This is a genomic window from Algoriphagus hitonicola, from assembly GCF_900113375.1.
GTDB classification, from domain to species: Bacteria; Bacteroidota; Bacteroidia; order Cytophagales; family Cyclobacteriaceae; genus Algoriphagus; species Algoriphagus hitonicola.
In genome coordinates this window covers 136487-161333 of sequence record NZ_FOPC01000005.1, presented here as the reverse complement: position 1 = coordinate 161333, position 24847 = coordinate 136487, and the positions used below count along the sequence as shown (strand labels likewise).

16 protein-coding genes are annotated in these 24847 nt (G+C 42.0%); all 16 read right to left on the bottom strand.

The window, feature by feature from the left end; all coding sequences use genetic code 11:
* Positions 1–100 precede the first annotated feature (100 nt).
* A complete protein-coding gene (locus BM043_RS08550; RefSeq protein WP_092790733.1) occupies positions 101–3307 on the bottom strand; it encodes a cation-translocating P-type ATPase in 3207 nt (1068 codons plus the stop codon).
* Positions 3308–3348: 41 nt separating this feature from the next.
* The gene (locus tag BM043_RS08545) at positions 3349–5751 is read right to left on the bottom strand and encodes a glycoside hydrolase family 65 protein (RefSeq protein WP_092790731.1); all 2403 of its coding nucleotides are present in this window, start codon (positions 5749–5751) and stop codon (positions 3349–3351) included.
* Positions 5752–5853: 102 nt separating this feature from the next.
* The gene (gene otsB, locus BM043_RS08540; protein WP_092790729.1) at positions 5854–6654 is read right to left on the bottom strand and encodes a trehalose-phosphatase; all 801 of its coding nucleotides are present in this window, start codon (positions 6652–6654) and stop codon (positions 5854–5856) included.
* A gap of 4 nt (positions 6655–6658) precedes the next feature.
* Complete coding sequence (locus BM043_RS08535) at positions 6659–7384, bottom strand: HAD family hydrolase (RefSeq protein ID WP_092790727.1); 726 nt, start codon at positions 7382–7384, stop codon at positions 6659–6661.
* Positions 7385–7534: 150 nt separating this feature from the next.
* The gene (locus BM043_RS08530; RefSeq protein ID WP_092790975.1) at positions 7535–8599 is read right to left on the bottom strand and encodes a class I fructose-bisphosphate aldolase; all 1065 of its coding nucleotides are present in this window, start codon (positions 8597–8599) and stop codon (positions 7535–7537) included.
* 513 nt (positions 8600–9112) lie between these two features.
* Entirely contained in the window at positions 9113–9364 is a 252-nt protein-coding gene (locus tag BM043_RS08520) for a GIY-YIG nuclease family protein (RefSeq protein WP_092790723.1), read from the bottom strand.
* 338 nt (positions 9365–9702) lie between these two features.
* Complete coding sequence (locus tag BM043_RS08515; RefSeq protein ID WP_245752994.1) at positions 9703–10671, bottom strand: PorP/SprF family type IX secretion system membrane protein; 969 nt, start codon at positions 10669–10671, stop codon at positions 9703–9705.
* A 188-nt stretch (positions 10672–10859) separates the two neighbouring features.
* Positions 10860–18914 (bottom strand): MBG domain-containing protein, encoded by an 8055-nt coding sequence (locus BM043_RS08510; protein WP_092790721.1) that lies wholly within the window; start codon positions 18912–18914, stop codon positions 10860–10862.
* Positions 18915–18989: 75 nt separating this feature from the next.
* Positions 18990–19952, bottom strand: coding sequence for a type 1 periplasmic-binding domain-containing protein (locus BM043_RS08505; protein WP_143189498.1), 963 nt, complete (start codon positions 19950–19952; stop codon positions 18990–18992).
* Positions 19953–20129: 177 nt separating this feature from the next.
* Positions 20130–20672: a phage tail protein gene (locus BM043_RS08500; RefSeq protein WP_092790717.1), complete on the bottom strand. Its 543-nt coding sequence runs from the start codon at positions 20670–20672 to the stop codon at positions 20130–20132.
* A gap of 5 nt (positions 20673–20677) precedes the next feature.
* Positions 20678–21244: a phage tail protein gene (locus BM043_RS08495; protein WP_092790715.1), complete on the bottom strand. Its 567-nt coding sequence runs from the start codon at positions 21242–21244 to the stop codon at positions 20678–20680.
* Between the two features lie 7 nt (positions 21245–21251).
* Entirely contained in the window at positions 21252–21788 is a 537-nt protein-coding gene (locus BM043_RS08490; protein WP_092790713.1) for a phage tail protein, read from the bottom strand.
* 2 nt (positions 21789–21790) lie between these two features.
* Positions 21791–22756, bottom strand: a complete 966-nt coding sequence (locus tag BM043_RS08485; protein ID WP_092790711.1) for a bifunctional UDP-sugar hydrolase/5'-nucleotidase — start codon at positions 22754–22756, stop codon at positions 21791–21793.
* A 549-nt stretch (positions 22757–23305) separates the two neighbouring features.
* Positions 23306–24268 carry a HipA domain-containing protein gene (locus BM043_RS08480; protein WP_092790708.1) on the bottom strand — a complete coding sequence of 321 codons (963 nt, stop codon included), beginning with the start codon at positions 24266–24268 and terminating at the stop codon, positions 23306–23308.
* The gene (locus tag BM043_RS08475) at positions 24258–24587 is read right to left on the bottom strand and encodes a HipA N-terminal domain-containing protein (protein WP_092790707.1); all 330 of its coding nucleotides are present in this window, start codon (positions 24585–24587) and stop codon (positions 24258–24260) included. The genes BM043_RS08480 and BM043_RS08475 overlap by 11 nt, the downstream gene beginning before the upstream one ends.
* Positions 24574–24786 (bottom strand): helix-turn-helix transcriptional regulator, encoded by a 213-nt coding sequence (locus BM043_RS08470; RefSeq protein ID WP_092790705.1) that lies wholly within the window; start codon positions 24784–24786, stop codon positions 24574–24576. Before BM043_RS08470 ends, BM043_RS08475 begins: the two co-directional genes overlap by 14 nt.
* Between the last annotated feature and the right edge of the window lie 61 nt (positions 24787–24847).

Below are 24847 nucleotides of genomic sequence, written 5' to 3'. Positions count from 1 at the left end.
AAACATTTTTTGCCGCAATTAAATACTTACCTCCAACCTTTCCTAGAAGTCAATAAAACTTGAAATTCACTAGTTAAAGAAAAATTTTCTCCTTCTTCGTTTATGACTTCCATTTATGCTGGATGATTTTGATCAGCTGGATAATGATCAGTGGTGAGAAACTGGTAATTGCTATCAAAACCCAGAGGCGTGGGTCCAAGTCCCTAAATTCAAGAACCTCCGATATTCCCGGGATAAAATAAGCCGCAATCAGCACGGAACTACATAACCCAAGTGCCATCCAGATGTATTTATTTCGGGTGACTTGATTGAATATGAGATGCTCATCATTTTCCCGCATATTAAACACATGCAATAACTGGGCAAATGCCAAACTGAAAAATGCTACGTTGTTTGTGATTTCCTCGGACTCTTCCCATACATAATGGGAAAAGAAGTAGGCTCCAGAAATGCAAATTGTCAATATGATCGCATAGAGTCCAATCTGAGTCCAGTTTTGGGTGGTCAGAATGGGTTCGTTAGGGTCTTTGGGCGGTTTTTTCATCACACCCGGATTGCCTTCTCCTACACCCAAAGCCAAGGCCGGGAAAACATCGGAAAGCAAATTTAAGAACAGCAATTGCAAAGGAAGCAGTGGTAATGTGAATAGGGTGAAACTGATCAGAGCGATAATCAGGATCTCACTTAAATGATAGGACAGTTGGTAAATGATAAATTTCCGTATGTTTCCAAATATAATCCTTCCCTGTTCTATCGCTTCTACAATAGAACCAAAGGCATCGTCTTTCAAGACCATATCCGAAACCTCCTGTGCGACTTGAGTACCCCGCTGTCCCATGGCAATACCAATGTTGGCTCTTTTGAGGGCGGGAGCATCATTGATGCCGTCTCCTGTCATTCCAACCAGTTCTCCTTTTTCCTGAAAATGCTTGATCAATGCCAACTTCTGAGAGGGATCAACTCTTGAGAATATGACCTTTTCTCTGATTTTCGAGCCTTCCTCCTCTTCAAGTGCTTGTTTAAGATCTTGACCTGAAATAGTCAAGGAATCCATATCCTCGTCATCCCGGAAGAGATGCACCTGTTTGCCCACGTTTTTTGAAGTCCCTGGATGATCCCCGGTAACCATCACTACTTTGATTCCCGCATGATGACAGGTTTTGAGAGCGCCAGCTACTTCCTTTCGTGGAGGATCTAAAAATCCGATTAGACCCACAAAAGTCAGGTCTTGTAAAAAATCTGCCGCTTCCTCCCCCTGAGGCAGTTGTTCCGTGTTCTTAAAACCAAAAGCCAAAACCCGTAATCCTTCATCGGCTAAGTCATCGTTGATTTTATGCCAATATTCTCGATCTTCATCAGCCATTTCTTTGACTTCTCCATTCAGAAGAGTACTTGAAGAACGATCCAAAATCGCATGTGCAGCACCTTTTCCCGCTACATAATATCCATCGCCTTCTTTGCAGATCACCCCCATGACCATGTTTTCAGAATCGAATGGATCATGCAGTTTCCGCTCTAGCTCCCGGTGTTTTTTATACCTCTCCTGGTCAAATCGATAGGCAAAATTCAAAAGTGCCACCTCCAAGGGATCTCCTTCTCCCTTAGGCTTGTTTTGACCCTCCTCCGATTCTTCTTGAGCTTCAGTCTCTTCTTCCTCCTCCTCTATGTCCCCTTCATCACTTTCCATTTGAGATTTTTGATCCTTTTTCTTTGTTTGAGTCTCATTTTCATTTTCTTCATTTGAATCAGAATCTATATGAACATTGATGTTTTTGTCGTCTGAAGAGACATCGATATCCACATTTATATCAGAGCTCCTATCGGATGTATCTACTTTGATTTGAATTTTACCTTCGTTAATATCGAGATCTACATCTACTTCTTTTTTCTCATCAGTTTTATTATCGCTACCCTTCCGGATATTTTTCTCCCGATATGAGTCAGCATTATTGGATTCCTTTTGATTATTTTCTGAATCTTGGTTCTCAGCAGACTCATCTTTAGGATCTTTTTCTTTTTCAGGCTTTCCCTCAGAATCACTTACGGAATCAGAATCATTGGTAGTTGATTCCTGAGACTGGTCTAAATCAGCGTTGATTTCATCCTCACTAAATAAATTAGCATCGTTTGCCAAGACCGCTATTTTTCGGATATGATTAAAGTTTTCATTGGCTTCGGAACCTTCCTTTTCTTTAATTTTGGGATTGTCACCACTTCGCCAATCCACTTCCATTCGATAGTCATCCGGAAAAAACAATGTGTGTACCGTAAGTTTGTTTTCGGTTAATGTCCCAGTTTTATCGGTAAAAATCACTGTAGTCTCGCCCAAAGTTTCCACCGCTTCCAGCTTTTTGACGATCACATTTTTATCTGCCAATCGAAGCATTCCTCTTGCCAAAGCAATACTGGCTACTATCGGAAGTCCCTCAGGAATAGCAGCGATGGTCCATGCGATGGATGTCTGAATCAATTCATATACTTCCTCTCCCGCAATCCAGCCAACTATGAAAAAAGCTACTGCCAGGCCTACCGTGACAAAAATGAGCCTTTTGGTCAGCTTGTTTAGTTTTTGGTTAAGCGGGATTTGATCCTTTTTCTCGCGTCCCACCATGGCGGAGATACTTCCCAATTCGGTATGCATTCCCGTGGCATAGACGACCGCTTTTCCGAAGCCACCTGTGACGGCTGTTCCTTTGAATAGGATATTTTTCTGGTCAGCGATAGGGTTTTCTTCCTCCATCACTTCGGAGGACTTATTAATCGGAACTGATTCTCCTGTCAGCGGAGACTCGTCTATTCCCAACTCTATAGCTTCTAAAATTCTGGCATCAGCAGCTACAAGGTCACCGGATTTCACAATCAAAATATCTCCTGGGACAAGTTGTTCAGCATCGATTTTTTCCTCTTTGCCATCTCGAATTACCCTCGCTTTTATTTTATCCATTTGCTTGAGAGCCTCCATGGATTTTTGAGCTTTAAATTCCATCCAAAAGCCAATGGCAGTATTAACGATCATGACGACCACTATGGCAATACCCTCTGGAATATCGCCAAAAATAAACGCAAGGGTGGCCGCCGCTGTCAATAGGTAAATTATCGGATTATTGACCTGAGATATAAGGATATCCCAGATGCTCTCTTTCTCGTTTTCCTCTAGAATATTGGACCCGTATTCTTCTCTCCTCTTTTCTACTTTCTCCATCGAAAGACCATTGTCCTGATCTACGTCGATTGCTTCAAGGATTTCATCGGAAGACTTTAAATAAGCATCTTCAATTATTCTTTTGGTTTTTTTCGTTTCAGCCATCTATTTAGAATTAAAGATTTATTGGATTGATCTTCGATTTTTTAAGCATCTGGAGGCAGCGAAAATTCTTTTTCCTGACCTAGTTCGAATTCGAGGATTTTATCAAATACTCCGATATTAACTTTATTCCCATGCCCTTCTTCAAATGAGATTTTAACCTTCTGATCACTTATTAAAATTGAGATCCAGTGCCGTCGATATTTTATCTTCAATTTGATTTTTTTAAGTGATTTGAGTCTTGGAGGATTTACCCACAAAGCATCCTCACATACCTCAAGTCCCAAAAAGCCCCGTTGGACAAGATCTACGGATCCAGCCATGGCCCCAAGGTGAATTCCTTCAGGAGTAGTTCCGCCCTGTATATCTTTAAAATCACTGACCAAAACGGTCTTGAAATTCTCCCATGACCTTTTTTTGTCATATCTGATCAGTATCCAAGAGAATACCACCCTGCTCAAGGTGGACCCATGGGTGGTACGTTTTCTATAATATTCAATGTTTTTACCGATTGTTTGTTCCGTAAACTCATATCCGAGCTTTTCAAAAATCGACTGAATTTCATTTTTAGAAAACAGGTAAAAAAGCATTAAAACGTCAGCCTGTTTGCTGGCTTTATATTTATTTGGAGTATCATCTTCACTTTCTAGTACCCGATCCAGTCGTTGGATATCCTCGTATTTTTCACGGTATTCATCCCAAGCAAATTCCTCCAAATCACCATAACCTTCGAATTGTTCGATGATTTCTCCTTCCAGAAACGGTATGTACATTTTTTGTCCGATCTCTCTCCAGAGCGCTAGATTTTTATCGGTTAGTCCCAGTTCGTCCAGCAGCTCTTTTTTCCTACTCTTCTCAATAATGTCCAAAATTTTGATTGCTTTCTGCATTACGTAAGCAGCCATCACATTGGTATAGGCATTATTATTTAGGCCAATTTCGTCGGAGTCTGGGTAATTGGTATGGTATTCGTCCGGCCCTACGACATGATGGATCTCAAACCGATCCCTGGTTTCATTATGAATGACCATACTTTCCCAAAAAAGAGCGATACTCAAGATCATCTCAGCTCCAAAAAAATCCATAAACTGCTGATCATCTGTCGCCAGGTAGTAATTCCAGATATTATATACTATAGCAGAATTGATATGGCGCTGGAGATGTGTATTATCCGGAATCCAGTTTCCCGAATTGGGATTAAGATGGATTTCCTGACTTTCTTCCCGGCCATTGCTCCCACTCTGCCAAGGAAACATCGCCCCTTTTTTTCCATCTTCTTTGGCTGCATGTCGAGCCTCGTCCAATCGCTCATACCTGTACATGAGCAGACTCCGCGTAATATCCGGAAAACGAAGATTTAGAAAAGGAAAAATATAGAGCTCATCCCAAAAAACATGTCCTCTGTACGCTTCTCCATGAAGTCCTCTGGCAGGCACCCCCACATCTCTTCCGATGCTATTTTTTGAAACGGTCTGCATGATGTGAAAAATATGGAGTCTTAATAGATCCTGGTTATTGCCCTCATCCTCAAACTCCAGATCTCCCCGATGCCAAAGCCTGATATATGCATCAGTATGCCTAAACAAGAGTTGCTTAAATCTTTCGACTCGGCGAATATCCTTTTTAGCCTCTAATCCAGCTTCACTGATCGCTTCATCTCTCGACGTATAGATTGCCACTATTTTTTCCAGAGTATATTCTTCACCGGCTTTGACATTGATCTGAAATTCCTGACAGACTTGTCCTTCGCTTTGGTTGGAATTGGATAGCGGGTTGAGCTCTCGGTCTTCGTGATAAAGCTTGGTTCTGGCAGCCTGAGCCACGGTGATTTTTGACTGCCGGGTTTGCACCCTTAAAAAAATCGAATGTTCATTTATCACTTCAGTTTCGAGCGGCTCTAGATGACGATTTTCAAGTTCTTTATAGCGCTCCACATTGTTATTGGTCACATTCCCATCCAATCCGGAGTTAAATATGACCTTCCCGGACCAATTCTCAGGTTGGAATATCCAGGTCAGCCCTACCATGTGATGATCCCGCATGCTTACTATTCGGTGGCTTTTAATCGCGGTCCGTCGGCCCTTTTTGTCCTGTACCCGGAATTCACGGGTGAGCACACCGACTTTCATTTCGAGTGTTTGATTGTAATGAAGGACTTTAAATTTTTCCAGATCCAACCATTCCCCATCCTCAGGTCTGAAACTCAGGCAGAGCCAATTGGGGAAATTGACGAAATCTTCATTTTCAATTGTTTTATCCGAAACCTTTGTTTTGGCCCGATTAAATCCACCAGCTAAGTATGTCCCTGGGTAATTGAACTTGTCGTTTTTGTTTTCCTCTGCCGCCCCTCTTGTGGCTATATAGCCATTACCCAGAGTACAGATGGCTTCTCTGAGTTTCTGTTCTTCAGGTTTCCACCCTTTATATTCTATATTAAAATTACTCATAAAATTGCATTTTAGTCAAGAAATGAATCGAAGCAATTACGCATCCGATCAGTCTCTATCTGATCTTTAGCGGCTTATCGTTTGGCTTTTTTTGTTGCCTTTTTAGGCCTTTAGCCGATCGTTTAATTTTGCTAAAAAACGGATAGTCTCTTCCGGGTCTTTAAGTTTATACGTAGCCGAAGTCTCAGAGTCGATAGGATCTACTATAATCCCAATCCCATTTTCCTCCACCACTTTCTGTGCATCCTCATCGGTAACATCATCCCCGATAAAAATGGGGATATATTGGGCTCCATTTAGGTCCAGTTTTTTCATTAGCCAGGTAAGTGCTTTACCTTTGTGCCAATCTAAATCCGGTTTGAGTTCGATGATTTTCTTTCCCGTTCCTTTTTTTAATCGATCCTGATTTTTCAGCTCTTCTTCTACCCTGTTTTTTACCAAGCCTACCTCTTGCTCATCGACATTTCGAAAATGAACTGCGATTGCAAACTTCTTGCGCTCGACTTTACATCCTTTGATATTTTTGAGTTTCTTAGTTAGATTTTTTTCAGCTTCATCCAAATCAGGTAATGCTTTCATTCCAGATTGATATTGCATTTCTAGACCATTGGGGCCACTTATATCAAAGCCATGACTTCCGGCATAAATGAGCGAATTCAGGTCAACCATAGCAGCAACATCCTCCCTGTCCCTCCCACTGATCATGCTGACGTTGATTTTTTGAGATAGTTGTTTGAGGATTTTTTTGGCTTGAACTGAAAGGATCGCATCCTCAGGATTGGGTACGATCGGTGTGGAAGTACCGTCATAATCGAGAAACAATGCCGGTTGCTTTGATCCTATTTGCTTGAAAATCTCTTCTATATTTTGAATTGCATCGGGTAGTTTTTCCGCTTTTCTCATAGATTTAAATTAATTGACCTTTTAATTCGCATAGATTACCGACCACCATGTCAGCACCTGCCTCCTTTAGATTCTCCCCATCGCCGTATCGGTCCACCCCAATGACTAAGGGGAACTGACCTTTTTTCCCTGCACGAATCCCCGCTCTAGCATCTTCTATTACGATAGCTTGTCCCACACTAACTTCCAAAAGCTTACATGCTCTCAAGAAGATGTCCGGCTCTGGCTTTCCTTTTAAATTTTCTTCTTTTTGGGTAATCCCATCGACTCTTGCATCAAATAAATCCAATATACCAACAGAGTTTAAAATGTGCTTACAGTTACGGCTAGCCGAAATGACCGCGAGCTTCATCCCCTTCTTTTTCCAGTAGTCGATCATCTCCAAGGCATCTTCATATTTAGTTGCACCTCGTTTTTCCAGCAATTTCAGGAAGATGTGATTCTTTCGTCTTCCAAGACCATAGACTGTTTTTTTTTCTGAGTCATCGTCTTCCAATCCTTCTGGCAATTCGATATTCCGGGATTTCAAAAAATTCCTGACCCCATCAAACCTAGAAATCCCATCGATGAATTCCTTATAATCCTCGATAGCAAGAGGTTTGAAATCTGGACCATATTCGTTTTGGAGAAAATCATCAAACATCCTTTTCCATGCCTCAGTATGGATCTCAGTAGTCTGTGTGATGACCCCATCCATATCCATAATGACAGCTTTAAAAGACGTCTTCATTGTTATTCAGTTTGTAGGTTCTGAGAATTATTCGGCAAGGCCATTAGAAAATATGATTTCATTGGAATTCGGAAAAAAACCAATTATCGGTAATCTCAAACTAGTGGTGGAAAGATAAGACCTAAGGTTGCCATATTTGGTAGAAAAGGATTATGCCGAATCTATTTCTTTATTTAGATACACTTCCTGTACATGATTCAGCAAGTTTACTCCTTCTTTCATCGGTCTTTGGAATGCCTTTCTCCCCATAATGAGCCCCATTCCCCCTGCTCTTTTGTTGATTACGGCAGTTTTGACGGCTTCTTCCAAATCCTTTCCTCCGGACGAAGACCCTCCAGAATTAATCAAGCCTATGCGTCCCATGTAACAATTAGCTACCTGATACCTACAAAGATCGATGGGATGCTCGCTGCTGAGCTTGTCATACATATCCGGATCAGATTTACCAAAACCTATTTTGGTAAATCCACCGTTGTTGGTCGGCATTTTTTGCTTGATGATATCGGCCTGAATCGTCACGCCCAGGTGATTGGCCTGTCCAGTCAAGTCGGCAGCGGTTTCATAATTCACGCCATCTTTTTTGAATTCACTATTCCGGGTATAGCACCACAAGATCGTGGCCATTCCGAGTTCGTGTGCCCGCTCAAAAAGTTGGGCTATCTCGATAATTTGTCTATTCGACCCCTCAGAACCGAAATAGATCGTGGCTCCCACAGCCACCGCACCTAGATTCCATGCTTCATCTGCGGAGCCAAATAGGATCTGATCGTGTTTATTGGGATAAGTCAGGAGTTCATTGTGGTTCATTTTCGCTACGAAGGGGATCTTATGCGCATATTTTCTAGAAACCGTAGCCAGCACGCCCAGAGTAGAAGCCACGGCATTACACCCTCCTTCTAGAGCGAGTTTGACAATATTATCCGGATCAAAATAAATCGGGTTTGGGGCAAATGCACTTCCAGCAGAATGTTCAATTCCCTGATCTACGGGCAGAATGGACAAATAGCCCGTACCTGCCAGCCTACCGTGATTGAACAAACTAGCCATACTATTTAGCACTTGTGAATTCCGGTTCGTTTGAACGAAAATCCGGTCAATAAAATCCGCGCCTGGCATATGCAACTGACTTTTGTCTATGGTTTTGCTGACGTGGTTTAAAAGGGAATCGGCATCTCCGCCAAGCAATTCTTTGATTTTATCGGTACTTATATTCATGATTTTCAAGGCTTAAGTTAAACATTCGATTATGTGACTAAATCAGATTTACTGGTAAGAACTGATTAATCATATCAAGCCCTATAAACTAATAAAAATGAACTAAAAATCAAAGAATAATAGCTTTGATCATTAAAAATCGACCAAAAAACCCAAAATCACAACAGTAGCAATCCAAATTCAATCAATCAGTTTTTTAGCTAAAGCTATAGCAAATTAAAAATTTGTATGAATATAAAGGCAATATCGAGTGTTAGGAAAAGCTTTTGTAAAGCTTTCTAGCGAAACGCCGATCCGCAAAAATTTTCGGGAGCAGGACAGAAAAATTACGCTTATCCTAACCAAAATCCTTCTACACCCAGCGGGGGCAGATGAATACTATATTTTTAGATATATGAGTTTTTATGCAAGCATAAAAAAAGGAATTACAAATTTCTTTGTAACTCCCTGATTATCAAATCATGGTGATCCTGACTTTGTCAGGACGACCATGCTGGCCCCGGTCGGGATACGCTAACCGGACTCCCTCCCCAGACTCCCCAAATAACGCCTTGCACCCAGGTTTTTGATCCTTTTTTCCAATCCCATTGCCGCTGATCTGGAATCGCATGACTCGCTATGAATCAATGCCCAAGGAACTCCTTTCCGAGTAAACCGCACTCTTCCCGAATTATGGCGGACCAAACGTTTGCTTAGATCCCCAGTTTGGCCTACATAATACTTCCCCAGGCGATCAGAGTAAAGGATGTAAACACAATATTCCATTTCACTTCAAAAAAAAAGCAGCCCCGAAGAACTGCTTTCTTGAATGTCGGGGTGACAGGATTTGAACCAACTCGTATAAGTAACTGATTAACAATCAAATATCATCTAATTTCAAATTAAGCTCACCGAATCGCTCACTAACTTTTTTCAACTCCTTTTGAGTCTGGTTGATAAGTTAAATATAGGAGGAAAGGATGATTATAGAAAAGGAAATTCATTCGACTAATAATAATTTGTCAAAGGTCATTGTAAAGAAATACCCAATTAGTCATAAGAATACTATCAGTATTCCGACAATCATTTTAAAAATGCCTTTTTTCTATATAGCCTAACCTTTCTTACCAAATCGGGATTAAATCCCGGTTGTCCCGCTCGTCTTTGGCGAAGAGCTGGAAGATTGCCGTAAACTCATGGATCCGTCCAGGTAACTGATAGGATCTTGCCACTGGAAACTCAAACACATAGCCCAGCCGTAGTCTATCGGTAAGCACCCCAAACTGGAGATTGGTCGCATAGTCTACCCTATGGCCACCTCCAACCCAAAGTCTGTCCATCAGCAAAACTTTCATGTTGATGTCCAACTGGTCGGGAAGGTTCTTCTGGGTTCGGTAAAAGGCATTGGTGATCAGGGACAGATTCGGGCTCAGTCTCTCTCGAAACCCTGCCTGTATCATTTTGCTGGACGGGTACCCATCCATAAAGGAATCCCCGGAGGTAATCCTTCCTCCGTTTACTCTATGCATGCCATAGCTCACATAGTAATTCTGATGGGTCAGCGCCAGTCCCAGGTTGAAGTCCAGCACCTGCATATCGGTAAACTGTCCCAGGTATCGGCCCAAAGTCGGATCATTCTGCTCCTCTGCTGTCAGGGCATTGCCATCCAGTCTGATCTGCTGGTAGTTGATTCCTGCTCCCAGTCTTAAGTTATGCTTTTCGGTGATCCTGACCCTGGAGGCATAACCCAGCATCAGTTCGGTTTCACGGAAGGCCCCATAGGTGTCGTGTAGGAGATTTACAGAGACTGCATTCTTTCCCATCAGCTCCGGGTCTTCCACCCCCGACAACTGGCCGAAGTCCAGTTCCGTGCTGAAAAAGTAAGTCTTCGGGGCTCCCTCCATCCCAGCCCATTGATTCCGGACGAAGCCCCGGACTGTACTTCCTTCATAGCCTGTCAAACCTGGATTGAAGTAGCTCTGAAAGTGCGAAAACTGGCTGATGTATTTCCGGGACTGGGAGTAGGACTCCTGAACCGTCAGGATCAGTACTGCCAAAAGCACCAGCTTGATTTTTCCCATGGTATGATTCATCTGTTTCTCTGTTTTTCTTGTCTCTAATTTCTATTCTATTCTCACTGCAAACTGCCTTCTGATTTACGATTTCGGACTTACCTGTAGAAAGCAGGTTACAGATCTTTCAAACTTCTCACTTCAATCTCCTTCCGTCTATGGTCTTCCTGACTTTAATCCTTCTCACTTCAGACTTCATCCTTCCCCTCCTATTCCCTGATCAGGTTCAACACGCCCATCCGCTTCTCCCCTGTCTCGATCACTTCTATCACCCATGAGTAAGCGCCCGTTGGCATTTCATTGCCTTGATAAGTTCCGTCCCATCTTACATCCGCATCCTCTGAGTAGAAGATCCGCTCCCCGCTTAGGTCAAACACCTGTAGTCTCACACCCTGATAGTAGCGCAGCTGAGGAAGTCCCCAGGTGTCATTAACCCCGTCTCCGTTTGGAGTAAAGGTGTTGTACACTTCCAGATTCTCTAGATTGATTCTGGTTCGCGTGACCAGGAAGGCTTTCTCCAGTACATTGCCGTCTCTGTCGGTTACCCGAACCAATACCGTAAATTCGGTGCGGCCTGCAGCCTCATCCGCGCTGCTCCAGAACAGAATGCCGTCTATGATCTCAAAGTATTCGTTATCCTCCGCTCCAGGTACCAGTTCGATGATGTGGATGTCATCTATCGGGTCGACAACCGTAAAGGCTCCAACCTCCTGGAAAAAGACCGTCGGACTCGGATCAAAGCTATCGTTGTTCAGGGTTATGTCTGTCGGTGCCGGTTTGGCCAACACTTCCACCTGAAGCACCGCCTTTTCATCCGATTCGTTCAAGATACCCTCCGGCAGCTGCAAGGCACCAAACAGGGTGTAAATCCCCCTGCTGAAAAGGTCCAAAGTGCTGTCATCCCAGATGACCCGGATCTCCACTTCCTGTCCGTCTGCGGTGAGGATAGTCAGGGTCTCCGGAAGTTCCGGCATGACAGACCACTGGGTCTGGATAATTTCCGGGTTGTTGATCATCAACAGCACAGCAGGAATAATCTCCAGTTCGGCTGCTGTATAAACTATCGTATAGTTAGCCCCTGCATCCAGGCTGCCCTGCTGGATCTCATAAAAGCCTACTTCTTCTCCGATCTCTCTAACCAGTTCACCAGTCACCACTGTTTCACCATCACCTGCCTTTAGGCCACTTATGGTATAAATAAACACCGGATCTTCCCTTCCAAAGATCTTCTGCATGTCTTCTACCATGATCTCTAGCTCTGCCGGTAAAATGGTCAATGTTCCCTCAACTAGCGTGATTGCATAGTTCTGATCTTCTCCACCTGTCAGGGTAATTGGATAGGTACCCACGTTTGAATTTGCTATCGCTGTAGTAGCGATGTTTGGCTCTGTTTCCACTTCCATATCACCATTGACCAGACCGTCATAAGTGAAAGTCAGGGTTGGATTGGCTTCGCCGTAGGTTTTCTGCTTGTCATCAGCTGTGATGGTCAAGTCCTTTCTACCAATGGTCAGCGTTCCGTTTACCAGGGTGATTGCATAGTTCTGATCCACTCCTCCGCTTAAGGTGATTGGATAAGTTCCCACGTTTGAACCAGCTGTAGCAGTCGTTGTGATGCTTGGCTCTGTTTCCACTTCCGTGTCTCCATTGACCAAACCGTCATAAGTGAAGGTCACGGTTGGATTGGCTTCGCCGTAAGTTTTCTGCTTGTCGTCTGCTGTGATGGTCAGGCCTTTCTTGGCTATAGTAAAGTCCGCTTCTACAAAGTTGATCGTATAGTTATCGCCAGCGCTGACCGTACCCAGGTTGATCGGATAATCACCCACATTCTCACCAGATGCTCTTGCCAAAGTTCCTGTCAGGATGCTTTCATCATCGCCATATGCAAAACCGGTAGCTGTGTAGATTAAGGTAGGGTCTGCCTCGCCGTACACCTTGCTTTGATTCGCATCAACTGTGATTGTCAGCGTGGCTTCTGTGATGGCAAAGTCAGCTCCAGTGAAGTCGATCGAATAATTGTCTCCTGCACTCAGGCTGCCCAAACTGATTGGGTAATTGCCCACATTCTCTCCCGTCTCTCTGGCCAAGGCTCCTGTCAGGATGCTTTCATCATCCCCTCTTTCAAAACCGCTAGCAGTGTAAGTGAAGATTGGGTCGGCATCGCCATAGATTTTGCTTTGACTTGCGTCTACGGTGATAGTCAGGGTAGCAGGAGTAATCTCAAAGTCCGCTCCATTATAGGTGATCGAGTAGTTACCTCCAGCACTTAGACTCCCCTGATTGATAGCATAGGTTCCTACATTCTCTCCTGCTACTCTTCCCAAAATTCCTGAAAGGATGCTTTCATCGTCTCCGTTTTCAAAACCGCTAACCGAGTAAGTGAAGATTGGGTCGGCATCGCCATAGACCTTGTTTTGACCTGCATCTGCGGTGATAGTGAGGTTAGCAGGAGTAATCTCAAAGTCCGATCCTTTATAATCTATCGTATAGTTACCCCCTGCGCCTACCGTGCCCAAGTTGATCGCATATGTTCCTACATTCTCTCCGGCTGTTCTTGCCAATGTTCCAGTCAGGATACTTTCGTCATCTCCGTTTTCAAATCCGGAAGCCGTGTAAGTTAAGCTTGGGTCAGCTTCTCCATAGACCTTATTTTGCCCTTCGTCTGCGGTGATCGTCAGGGTGGCAGGAGTGATCTCAAAATCCGCACCTGTAAAGATAATCATGTAATTGCTCCCTGCATCTAGGCTCCCCAAGTTGATTGGGTAATTGCCCACATTCTCTCCGGTCTCTCTGACCAAGGCTCCTGTCAGGATACTTTCATCATCACCTCCTTCAAAACCGGTAACCTTGAAAGTGAAGGTTGGGTCTGAATCGCCATAGACCTTGTTTTGACCTGCGTCCGTGGTGACCATCAGCGTTTTCGCAGTGATCTCAAAATCCGCTCCGGTGTAATCAATCGTGTAGTTGTCTCCTGCATTCAGACTACCCTGGGTGATTGCATAGATTCCTATGTTCTCTCCTGCTGCTCTTATCAATGTTCCTGACAGGATACTTTCGTCATCTCCGTTTTCAAATCCAGAAGCTGTGTAAGTTAGGCTTGGGTCAGCTTCTCCATAGACCTTGTATTGACCTGCATCTGCGGTAATAATCAAGGAGGCAGGAGTAATCTCAAAGTCTGCTCCTGTATAATCTATCGTATAGTTACCCCCTGCGGCTATAGTGCCCAAGTTTAACGCATAAGTTCCTACATTTTCCCCGGCTGCTCTTGCCAAGGTTCCTGTCAGAATACTTTCATTGTCTCCATTTTCAAATCCTGAAGCCGTGTAAGTGAAAGTTGGGTCGGCATTGCCATAGACCTTGTTTTGACCTGCGTCTGCGGTGATAGTCAGGGTAGCAGGGGTAATCTCAAAGTCAGCTCCTTTATAATCTATCGTATAGTTATCTCCTGAGCTTAAGTTATTTAAGGTGATCGCATAGTTTCCTATGTTCTCTCCGGTTGCTCTTGTCAAGGTTCCGCTTAGGATGCTTTCATCATCTCCGTTTTCAAAACCGGAAGCAGAGTAGGTGAAGGTTGGGTCGACATCACCATAGACCTTGCTTTGACCCGCGTCTACGGTGATCGTTAACGGTGCCGGCGTGATGGTAAAGACTTCCGGATTGAGCACTAATTCATAATTCGGTCCTGCATTCAGGTTTCCTAATGTAAAGGAATAAGTGCCTGCATCCTCTCCAGACTCTCGGGTAAGTGACCCTTGGATGATGGTTTTATCATCACCGGAATCAAATCCGCTGGCGGTGTAACTAAAGGTCGTCGGATCGTCATCCCCATATACTTTCTGCTGGTTGAAATCTGGGGTGATCGTCAATTGCCTTGGCACATCATTGTCTGCAATTGTCAGGGTAGCTTCGCTAGGATTTCCAATGGTGACCAAGGAATTGTCGGTGCTTATCAGTTGGATACTGACTGTTTCATCGCCTTCTACATCTATATCATCTATCACTTCTACTGGGACCCAGATCGAATTAGTATTTCCTGGGAAAACAAGTGCAAGGCCTATTGGCTCGAAATCAACTCCTGGAGTTGCGGTTCCTCCAATTTCAAGGGTTAGGCCTGTGTTTGCAGCAAAGGTATTGTCAGTGACTATTTCAAATTGACCGTCAACCCCAACTTCATCTCCGTTTTGAACGGAGCGTATGGTCAATTTTGCAGGTAAGAGTTTCTCAACCGTATCGGTTACACTTTCTCCTTCATTGCCCGCAGGATCAGTGAGGGTCAACGTAAGGGTAAGTTGACCATCGGCTAGTCCTGAGACATTTATACCATCTATTAATTGATTGGCGGAGCTTACTGTGCCATTTCCAGTTACTAGGGTTCCTCCCCCGCTACTGTTGATCAAATAAGAATAATCCGAACCAATTTCTCCATCAATCAAGTTGAAACTAAAGTTATTTTGATTTACTCCATTAATTCTGTCAGGAATTATGGAAACTGAATAGCCCGATGGTTTTTGGGTATCTATATAATAATTATTGGAATTGGAAACTCCTGTTCCAACATTTCCTCCCTGATCAACATAGCCAGTATTATCCAGCGTTATCACATTGGTGGCATCTTCAACACCGGTGCTCGGCGTCAATGTTGCCGTCCAGGTAATTCCTCCATCAGAAGTACTCAAACCCGATATGCTACCATTTTGAACGGTAAAATCACCAATTGCTAATCCTGATATAGCTTCCGTGAAAGTAATCGTGACAGGACTTGTTTCTCCAATTGTCAACTGCGTATCTGCAACCACTATTGTTGCGGCCGGACGCTGGGTATCAATCGAATAATTGTTGGAATCTGTGGTACCTGTTCCTGTATTTCCAGCCAGGTCTGCAAATCCTGAATTGGCAAGTGTAATTATATTGGTTTCATCTTCTATACCATCGCTTGGAGTAAAAGTTGCTGTCCAGGTAACCCCACCATCCGATGAACTTAAACCTGAAAGGCTACCATTGGCCACTGTAAAATCAGCCAAAGTCAATCCTGCTATCGCTTCGCTGAAAGTGATAGTAACAAGGCTTGATTCTCCACTTGTAAGAGAAGTGTCGTCTATAACCAAACTTATTACGGTAGGCGCTAATGCATCTACCAATACTTGATCCGTATCCCCTACTCCATTAAGGGTAAGATTGGCATCGTTGCCTGCTGCATCACGGAGGGTTCCTTCGTTTAGGGAAATACTGCCAGCTAAAGTGATCCCATCCGAGTCCAAATCCCCCATTGCAATTGCATAACTGAATACCAGTGCACTAGTACCTGAGCCTGACACATAACTGGCCTGCTGGGTTTCTGAACCTATAGTCAAGCTGATCTGTGGTGTACCCGTAACCACTACTGCTTCTGAGAAGTTAACCGTAAAGTCCAGCGTTTCCCCTGCCACGTAAATATCATCTGACGGTACAGAAACCGAAGTAACTGTTGGAATTACCCCGTCGATGATGATGTCTTTATTTGCTGAAAGGGAATTGGTGGCTCCTGGTTCGGGCAAGGTTAAGGTGGCATCCAATGAGGTCGGGCCTTTAATCTCCGATCCATTTGAGGCTAAGGCTGTATTACTGAAGTAGTCTAGATCGCTTGTAAAATCACCTTCTTGTACGGTATATATGAATTCTAAAGTCTTTGTATTACTGCCTGTCAAATAACTTGCTACCCGATCTGTGGTTCCTGTTTCCAGAGTCAATTGTGGAGTCCCATTTGTTACAGTTACAATTTCACTGAAATTCACTGAGATCGTAAGATCATCCCCAATTTTGTATGCTCCATCTGAATAGTTTGAATTTACAGAAGTTACCACTGGATTGATGGAATTGACTGTAATGGAAATCAAATCTGTATCTGTCTGAGCTCCTCCTGATCCAGTTGATCCTTGGTCGTTACTGATTATTTCTAAACTTGCGGGACCATTATAGCCTGCAGTGGGATTGAAAGTGAGTCCATCTAAGGCGTTATTGACATTTACCAGACTGCCTGAAAATCTTAAAGTTCCATCATTGGTCCCTGTTCCTTCTGTGAATATTAGTTCTGTGGTTGCAGACAAAGAAATTCTTCCATTGGTCGCTGTGAGTGAAACATCGATATCATTTGCACCCAAATCAATATCCGAAATTGAAATTTGATTGCTATTGGCAGCATTAAATAAAAGGGTACTATTTTGATCTACGTTCTGTGACCCAGGAACTGTATTTACAGGGGCATCATTTACAGCGGTGATATCAAAGCTGACAGAAGCTGTATTGGAATTAGCTTTCCCGTCATTGCTTATAAAAGAAATCGTTCCAGCGTCACTGCCATTTAAATCTGCCGTTGGGGTAAAGGTAGCACCTGCCAAAGCTGAATTTATATCAGCCAATGTTCCGGCTGCTGTAAAGCTTGCTGATCCATTTCCATCTCCACCAAAAGTTATGTTGGCAGTCCCCAAAGTCAATGTTCCACCTGTAATTGTCAGCGTCAGGGTTTGATTATCTCCGTTAGAATCTGCTACTGCAAAGTCATCTGACAATGTCACATTAACATCATCCTCCTGAACTGTTGGCGCTGTAGGCGGAATAGCTACCGGAGGAAAATTAGTTGCCTTAACAGAAGTATCCGTGACGGCTTCACCTTCGTTATCACTAGGATCAGAAAGAGTAACTGAAATTGTCACCGTTCCATTTCCTAATCCACTTAGATCTATTCCGGTAATCTGCTGTGTTGCAGAAGTAATAGAGCCTGTACTGCTTACTGCTGTACCTCCCCCAGTACTGATAAAGGTATATGTATAACTTGCATCAAGCTCAGCACCTGATAGTGTAAAGCTAATATCAGTGTCATTCAATTCATTGATTGGGTCTTGGTCAATAGCAACAGAATATCCAGCAGGAGGAGTAGTATCGACTATAGTTCCAATATTGGCTGATGTAGAAGTAGAAACAAGGGAATAATTCTCCACATCAGCTCCTGAGATTGAAAGACCAGTTACGGTTACTAAAATGTTTGTACCCGGTAATGCAGAAGCATAAGTGCCTGCTCCCGGATTGACTACCGCCACATCATCTCCACTAAGCAGACCTGTCAGCTCCAAATTTTCATTTGCTACGGCAGCTTGTGTATTTCCGTCTCTTTCCTTTTCGATTGTTCCTATCAAGTTAACCGTTAATGATTTTGGATTTACGCTAAGTGTTGCTTGATTAGAAATAGCCTCATTTCCACAAGCATCGATTGCTATTGCGCGATAGCGGTAGTTGGTATTGGAAACTGGCGGCTTAGTGATTACTAAAGTTGATGTGGTAGTTCCTGAGTAAATCCCAGCATTGCTCAAGTCCGAATAATCAACTCCTTCATTTGTGCTTAATTGCCATTGGTAGGAAGTGATATTTCTCGTGTCCACTTTGGTAACTTCAAACTGTGTGTTGTCACCATAAGTTATAGTAGCAGTTCCTTTAGGATCATTAAGGAAATTAAAAGGAGTGACTGTAAAAGTCAGGGATTTTGGCAACGAAAATTCAGAAGGGACTGCATCGGGTAAGTATGTTTCATCAAAACTCCAATTGGATGATACATTAAACGTGGAAACTATATCAGAAAAAAGTCCACTAAAGCTGCTTCCAGAAATGACAGCATTGCTAAATCCATTTTGGAAGCCACTTACCAAACTCAAATTTTGAGCATTTGCAACATTTATGGCTCCTGGAAGGCTTGATTCTGAAGAGGTGAGTTTGTCTGGCTGAAGGCTAGTCCAACTTTGATTCAAATTAACACCCGCAATTAAAGAGGGTGTGGCGGTACTACCTGTAAATGCAAAAAGCTGGTCGCCAGAAAGCCCAAGATCCATGAAAATACCTGAATCATTTCCGGTAGCTGTGACTCCAGTTACAGTTCCTAGAGAAGCAGCAAGGTTATATTTGGCATCAATTGTAATCTGAGTCCCGGATTCAACTCCACCGGTTGGCACAGTCCACTTGATTACCCCATCTGTCAAGGCTCGATCTGAAGCCTGAAAAGAATTGGCTGTAGTCCAACCCAAATCAGTAAAATGAATTTCAAGCCCTTCACTTACATCCTGAAGCAAAACAAAGCTAAATCGATCATTTTGATTAGATCCATCTGGTCCATCGTCATCCAAATTGACTCCGGTAAAAACCAGATTCCCAGGAAACAGAATACATTGGGCATGTAAGGGACTAACTCCAAGAATGAAGATAGTAAGAAAAACTCCCAGACTTTTGTACAAATTTTTCATATCGTATGGCAAAAGACCTTAAAATCACCTCTATAGCTAGATAATTTCAAAGGCCAGGCTTTAAAATTCACTTTGTTAGGAACACAAATAGGTATTAAACCAACCTACTTGCGGGGGTTGAGAACGGGTTTCTATAAATTTCTCCCATTCCTCAAAAACCTCATTTAGCTCAATCTTTGAAACTTCTAATTTTCGATCGCGCAATCTGACCTGATATTGATCCCCGATAAAATGTCCGGTTTTCGAATGAAATTTTAAATTTCCTCTACTACCTTTTATCGTTTTATCTTCAAGCTGCTTTACTTTCTCAGGCCAGGTATAATTTATTTTAGAAGAAAGCCGCATTATCACTTCTCCAGCATCCCAACCTAAGTAGGAGAAAGGAGAAACATCCCGCTTAACTTCGTTTTTGATGTATTCATTGATGGGCTGAAATCCTTGATTTTTCCATTCTGGATTCAGTGAACTAAAGGCAAAAATCTCCGGTAAAGACATTCCTTGGAGATGTTCCTTAGCAACTATTTCTTGGATCATTGCCTGACTGCAAACCAAAGTTACTTTTGAGCCAAACCCTTTTATGGCTTTAAGAAATAGGGGTAATATTTTTCCTGTGTAAATTGAAAAAATCAAAAATTTTCCTTGATTTTCAGACAGATAGTCTACTAATGGCTGTGGATCAAAATCAGCTTCTAAATGCTTGCCTATAAAATTAAAGACAACTTTTCCTCCTGCACTTTCTTGTCCTAGATAAAATCCGTCTCCTATCCCATATCCGCCATCATAAAAATTGGTTGTGTTAATTCCTTCGATAATTCCAGTTAGGTTAATGCTCTTTTTAGCCGCTAATTTCGCGGATAACATTTCTCCCAAAGTAAGAAACAGGACAAAGTCAGGCGCTTGCCAGTCAACAGGATATTTTGCTCCTGAATTTAATACTATAATAGTCCGACCAAACTGCGCCGCCAGAGGGAAGATTTTATCTACTTTAGGGTGATCAGCAAAAACTACTAACACATCTGCATTTTTCTCCAAAAACATCCTCTCTGTTTCCGAATAAAGCAGGTCATCATCAATCCCAAACCCGATATTTGCAGTATGAAAAACGGGGTTGCTATCAGTCTGAAAGGAAAAAAATGCTTTTAGCCCAAAAAAGAAATCATATCCAATGTCTGGATGCGTGCTGGATTTGGGAAGTAAGAGGCCAATATTTTTCATTTAGGTAGGAGAAGGAAAAATACCGAATAAGCTTATGATAAAGTTTAGTCCCAGGTATGGTTGAAAGTTAGAATGTGGCTGACTGCCACCTGTAGGAGTCAGAATAGAAGAATTAGCCAATCCCTGATTAGCCATATTCACGTTTTCCCTAGCCGATTTACTATAGAGATTTACTCCTGGTGATATGGCAGGATATTTCCCTACTGGATCAGAAGAATTACCTGCATTCGATCCTAATGCTACCACACTGGATCCTTTCAAAGTATGAGCGTGTTGGGGAATTTGATTGACGTTTAGGCTGATTTCTTCTGCCCCTCCTGTTTCAGCCAATATAAAACCATTCCCTTGGTGAATAGGTGTTCTACCTCTAAGGTCAGGAAGTGCAAATGTTGATTGCCCATCACCACCATAGGTTGTTCCTATGAGTTGAAATAAGGTTTCATTTTCAGAAATAGGCAATAATTGTCCTTCACAAAACATCCACCCCGCAGGGGCGAAATTTCCTGCAAAAATACTAATTTGTCCTACATATGGTTGAGCCATGATTTTTAAGTTCTTGGTGGAAAAACTCCCTGAAGAGCGATGCAATAATAAACAAATAGGGTTGGCTGCATATTGTTGTGAGGCTGTCCCCCACCAGCAGGATTTGAACTAATTTCAGAATTAAAAGAACCCAGAGTCCCATCTGGGGTTGATGAATACAATACTGCTGGGTTTCCATTTATTTGTTCTCCATCAGCAAAAGTGGCAGGAAATGCATTCAATGGACTATCTGTATCAGCTGTGCCTCCGACTGGAATATTTATATCAACATTGTGATTGTGACTTGGAATCTCACTTTCAAGGAGCGTAACCGTAGCCTGGCCTCCCATCTCTCCCAAATCGTGCAATGAAAGTCCCGGGCCTTGTCCAGGATGCATAGGAACCCGGCCTTGAAGGTCTGGTAAAGCAAAGTTAGTTGTCCCATTACCTCCGTATGTAGTTCCTAAAAGAGAAAATAATGCAGTATTTTGAGATATAGGCAATAATTGCCCATCACACCATGCCCAACCATTTGGAGCAAAATTGAAAGGAAACATGCAGATTTCTGCAACAAAAGGATCTGAACCACTCATATTTTAATCAATTTGGTGATGGAAATATGCCCTGAAGAGCAATACAATAATTAAGGGTTAAAAAAGGCATCATATTCAAATGTGCTTGGCTACTTCCAGCGCTACCAGAAGCATATCCAGGCTGTTCGGCAAGTCCTTCGTCAAATTTGTCACCGAAACGATTTGGAAAGTTGCTGTTACCAGCAAAAACACGACCCTCTGGATCTCCTGAATTTGCTGAAGAAGAGGAACTGATTTTCAAGATTGAACTTGTAGATTCATTCGATTGGTGAATATGAGTGGGGATCTCTGAAATACTCAACGTATGAGCTTGTTCTCCAACTCGCTCTCCCAGTGCAAAACCGTCTCCCACGTGGCCCAAAGCTCTCCCCCTCAAGTCAGGCAAAGCAAAATTCGTTATGCCATCTCCACCAAAAGTAGTTCCCAGAAGAGCATACAATGCTTGATTCTGGTTGATTGGGAGCAATTGACCATTGCATAAGGCAAATCCTTTTGGAGCAAAATTGAATGAAAAAAGAAAGATTTCTGATAGAAATGGTTCCATATTTATACTTGTTGACTTGAAAGTTCATGGATTAAAGAAGCCGCGAGTCTAGGATTTTTCACAGCAGGAATTCTGGAATAGTTTGAAACCAGACATTTAGCGTACTTCGGGGTGAAACGGACTGAAAAGTCACCTATATATTTCCCAAAATTTAAAACACGGCTGATGAAAACTTCATCTCCAGCTTGATCTTTTACCAAGGTTAATCCGGGCCTAGTTTGCGCAGGATTTGCGTCTAAGATAAAATCAATGTGTTCTGCCTTTTTCGCAAGTTTATTTATCTGGTTTTCATCACCATGCTTTAACTCAAAGTTGACTATACAGACCACTAGGTCGCAGGCATATAAGTATTTGAGTAGTTGAGACTCCCTAAGGGCCGTTTCTATAGGATTATTGACTTTTTTGGAAATAGAACCCAGTTCGTCTGAAACTGCTATTACACCCATTTTATATTTGCCAAAATTGACAATGAGGTGTTTTTTGATAGCTTGATCCAGATCAGTGTTTTCGAATCGATAATTGGTATTCACTAATGAAAATGAAGCCTTTTTGGAAAGCTCCATCAGTTGACTCTCGGACAGATTAAGTTCTGTTTTTCCTAGCCCCGCTAAATGAAGACCATAATTTCTAAGGTTTTGAACAAACTCTAAATTCTCTGAAAAAGACACTTCTGAGTTGAGAAAATCTCCTGAATCGATTTTCAGACCTTGAAAATCTTCATCTATTAAACTTTTGGAAATTGAATTCAACCCGCCAAACTCTGCTTTCCAGACTGGGTCATTTTGCCCTTTCACGCCTGTAGTGTGAACAAATCGAAGTTCACCAGAACTGTCTACTAAATCAATCGAAGCCTCTGAGTTACTAAAAACCTTGGCTGCTGGGGCTAAAAAGGCAAGCCCTCCCAAGAGGGAACTAGATTTCAAGAAATGCCTTCTGGAATTGCCTTGAGAAAATAAATCGTTGCTCATAGGCAATAAATATAGGAGTATGATGCAAAAAAAATAAATATAAAGATTAAAATATTTTAAGTGTTTGATTATGAATAAAATACAACAATAAAAAGTTAAATATAAGTAAGTAGTACAAAGTAAAACTTCCTAAACACCTAATACATAATAATTTATATAAAATACATATTATTAGCAACTTAAGTAAGCATTGATAAACACTTCCATAATTTGAATTTAATAGGGAATCTGATTTTAGGAAGTAGATTTGTAAATTTATTCAATCATTTCCCTCTTTAAAAAGTACAATTTAGTTTCGGGAAAAAATAGGGCTCTTTAATGTGTTGTTAATTATGAAAGTTTGTTGAATCGAAGAACTGTTTAATTAAGGGCCTCGGTTCAGTATTTTATTGAATCGTTGAATTGGATTTGTTCAAGATTTAATGTTGTCGGTTTTGCTTTTTGAAACGTCGTATACAGCCTACCCCGAACTTGATACTGGGAGACCATCAGAACAAACGGTGGCGTGAGAGGCGCACCTCGGTTACTTAACGGAAATGTAAATCGACACTAATCAAGTTTAATTTGAACCGATTTTCGTTGAATTAAGTCTTTATATTCTTCTTTCATTGATTTACTTAAAAAACTTTGATCAATAAATCTGGCCCATTTAGGAATTAGTCTTTTATATTTTTTAAAAATGTTTTCTATTACTTTTTGCTCCAGCCCAGCGCCTGTCATGGCTATTTCAAAATCCTCCTTTTTTATCTTTTTTTTCTTTCCATTCAAATTTAAAGCTAGGTCTTCATTATCATCTTCAACTACCAGCTCTGAGGATAAAAGATCATAAGCAGGACACAACTCATAAGTAGAATTTTTCTTTAATAATGAGAAATTTTTAAGGTGCATATCATTATTTCCTGTGAGAAAGCTAAAAATAACGAGCTCAAAGAAGTCTGTAACATCCAAGCCTGGATTTTCAGCATACTTCTTTATGGCTTTTGCAATTTGCTCATATGATCCATTGTACTTGTGTTCAGTCATCCGTTCTGTTATTTGGCACATGTCTTCCATATGATATTTCTTACCTTTTTTACGGTCTATCCTTTTTGTAATGTATGCCAATTGGCCTGATTTTAATCTGATTAGGGAATGCTCTACCGTTTTCAGTCTACTTATTTCGGCCAAGTGCATTGTCAAGTCTTCAATTTCGGGTAGATTTTTATAGTTTGTCGTTTGAGGTTTTAATATGTACTCTCCCCAGAGCCCGACAATTGTAAATCGCTCAGGTGTAGTTGAATTTTCCGAAAGTCCCAGTGATAGTTTAGGCTGAACCCCTGTTACTGTTTTTTGACTTTTGATCACTTGTTCGGCTAGCTCTAAAATTTGATCTTCGTCAAAATCCAGTTCCGGAGGGGTGATTTTTCCGAAGAACTTCTTACTGCATTTCTCATGGTATCCTTTCAGTCCAGCTTTGGTATTGAGTTCTCCTGAATCAATTTCATTATAACAATAGAGGCATTTATTTTTCATTTTCTTCCTGAGCTTGAATGGATACTGCTCCTATGCAGTCATGGCATGTCTGTAGAAGTATCCCCATTCTGTCTCTTGGGTTTAGTTTCCAGTTTTTTTGTGCTATATCCAATAGCCAACCCTCCGGAATGAGTCCGTCGAAAAAAGGGAATAAGATCTTGCTATGATATCCTTTACTTGTTAACGGTAAGGTTACACTGATTGCTTCAGCATCCGTTTGTCCCAAATAGGATTCTTCATATTTAAAGTGGTAGCCGTCCTCATCTTCCGTCAATCTCCCAGCCCATCTGTCATGCATATAAACTTTAGCGGTCTTCATTTCTTTCTGTTGGTACCGGACCAAGTTCATGGCCAAATAGTGATAATACCTGGTTGACTTTATCAACCATCAGTGATTTTTTTCCTTGCTCAAGATCCCGGACAAATCGCAACCCCACTCCTGCTTTGAAGGAAAGGTCTTCTTGAGTTAATCCAAGGCTTTTACGCCTCTCCTTTATGAACTGACTTAATTTTTCCATAGATATATTATACCCGATTGGGTATAAAGATAGTGAAAAAATTAAATTTATACCTGAACGG

Excerpts from the sequence above, each read along its gene's own strand:
- BM043_RS08550 (WP_092790733.1), bottom strand. The coding sequence starts at position 3,307 with ATGGCTGAAACGAAAAAAACCAAAAGAATAATTGAAGATGCTTATTTA.
- BM043_RS08545 (WP_092790731.1), bottom strand. The coding sequence starts at position 5,751 with ATGAGTAATTTTAATATAGAATATAAAGGGTGGAAACCTGAAGAACAG.
- otsB (WP_092790729.1), bottom strand. The coding sequence starts at position 6,654 with ATGAGAAAAGCGGAAAAACTACCCGATGCAATTCAAAATATAGAAGAG.
- BM043_RS08535 (WP_092790727.1), bottom strand. The coding sequence starts at position 7,384 with ATGAAGACGTCTTTTAAAGCTGTCATTATGGATATGGATGGGGTCATC.
- BM043_RS08530 (WP_092790975.1), bottom strand. The coding sequence starts at position 8,599 with ATGAATATAAGTACCGATAAAATCAAAGAATTGCTTGGCGGAGATGCC.
- BM043_RS08520 (WP_092790723.1), bottom strand. The coding sequence starts at position 9,364 with ATGGAATATTGTGTTTACATCCTTTACTCTGATCGCCTGGGGAAGTAT.
- BM043_RS08515 (WP_245752994.1), bottom strand. The coding sequence starts at position 10,671 with ATGAATCATACCATGGGAAAAATCAAGCTGGTGCTTTTGGCAGTACTG.
- BM043_RS08510 (WP_092790721.1), bottom strand. The coding sequence starts at position 18,914 with ATGAAAAATTTGTACAAAAGTCTGGGAGTTTTTCTTACTATCTTCATT.
- BM043_RS08505 (WP_143189498.1), bottom strand. The coding sequence starts at position 19,952 with ATGTTTTTGGAGAAAAATGCAGATGTGTTAGTAGTTTTTGCTGATCAC.
- BM043_RS08500 (WP_092790717.1), bottom strand. The coding sequence starts at position 20,672 with ATGGCTCAACCATATGTAGGACAAATTAGTATTTTTGCAGGAAATTTC.
- BM043_RS08495 (WP_092790715.1), bottom strand. The coding sequence starts at position 21,244 with ATGAGTGGTTCAGATCCTTTTGTTGCAGAAATCTGCATGTTTCCTTTC.
- BM043_RS08490 (WP_092790713.1), bottom strand. The coding sequence starts at position 21,788 with ATGGAACCATTTCTATCAGAAATCTTTCTTTTTTCATTCAATTTTGCT.
- BM043_RS08485 (WP_092790711.1), bottom strand. The coding sequence starts at position 22,756 with ATGAGCAACGATTTATTTTCTCAAGGCAATTCCAGAAGGCATTTCTTG.
- BM043_RS08480 (WP_092790708.1), bottom strand. The coding sequence starts at position 24,268 with ATGAAAAATAAATGCCTCTATTGTTATAATGAAATTGATTCAGGAGAA.
- BM043_RS08475 (WP_092790707.1), bottom strand. The coding sequence starts at position 24,587 with ATGAAGACCGCTAAAGTTTATATGCATGACAGATGGGCTGGGAGATTG.
- BM043_RS08470 (WP_092790705.1), bottom strand. The coding sequence starts at position 24,786 with ATGGAAAAATTAAGTCAGTTCATAAAGGAGAGGCGTAAAAGCCTTGGA.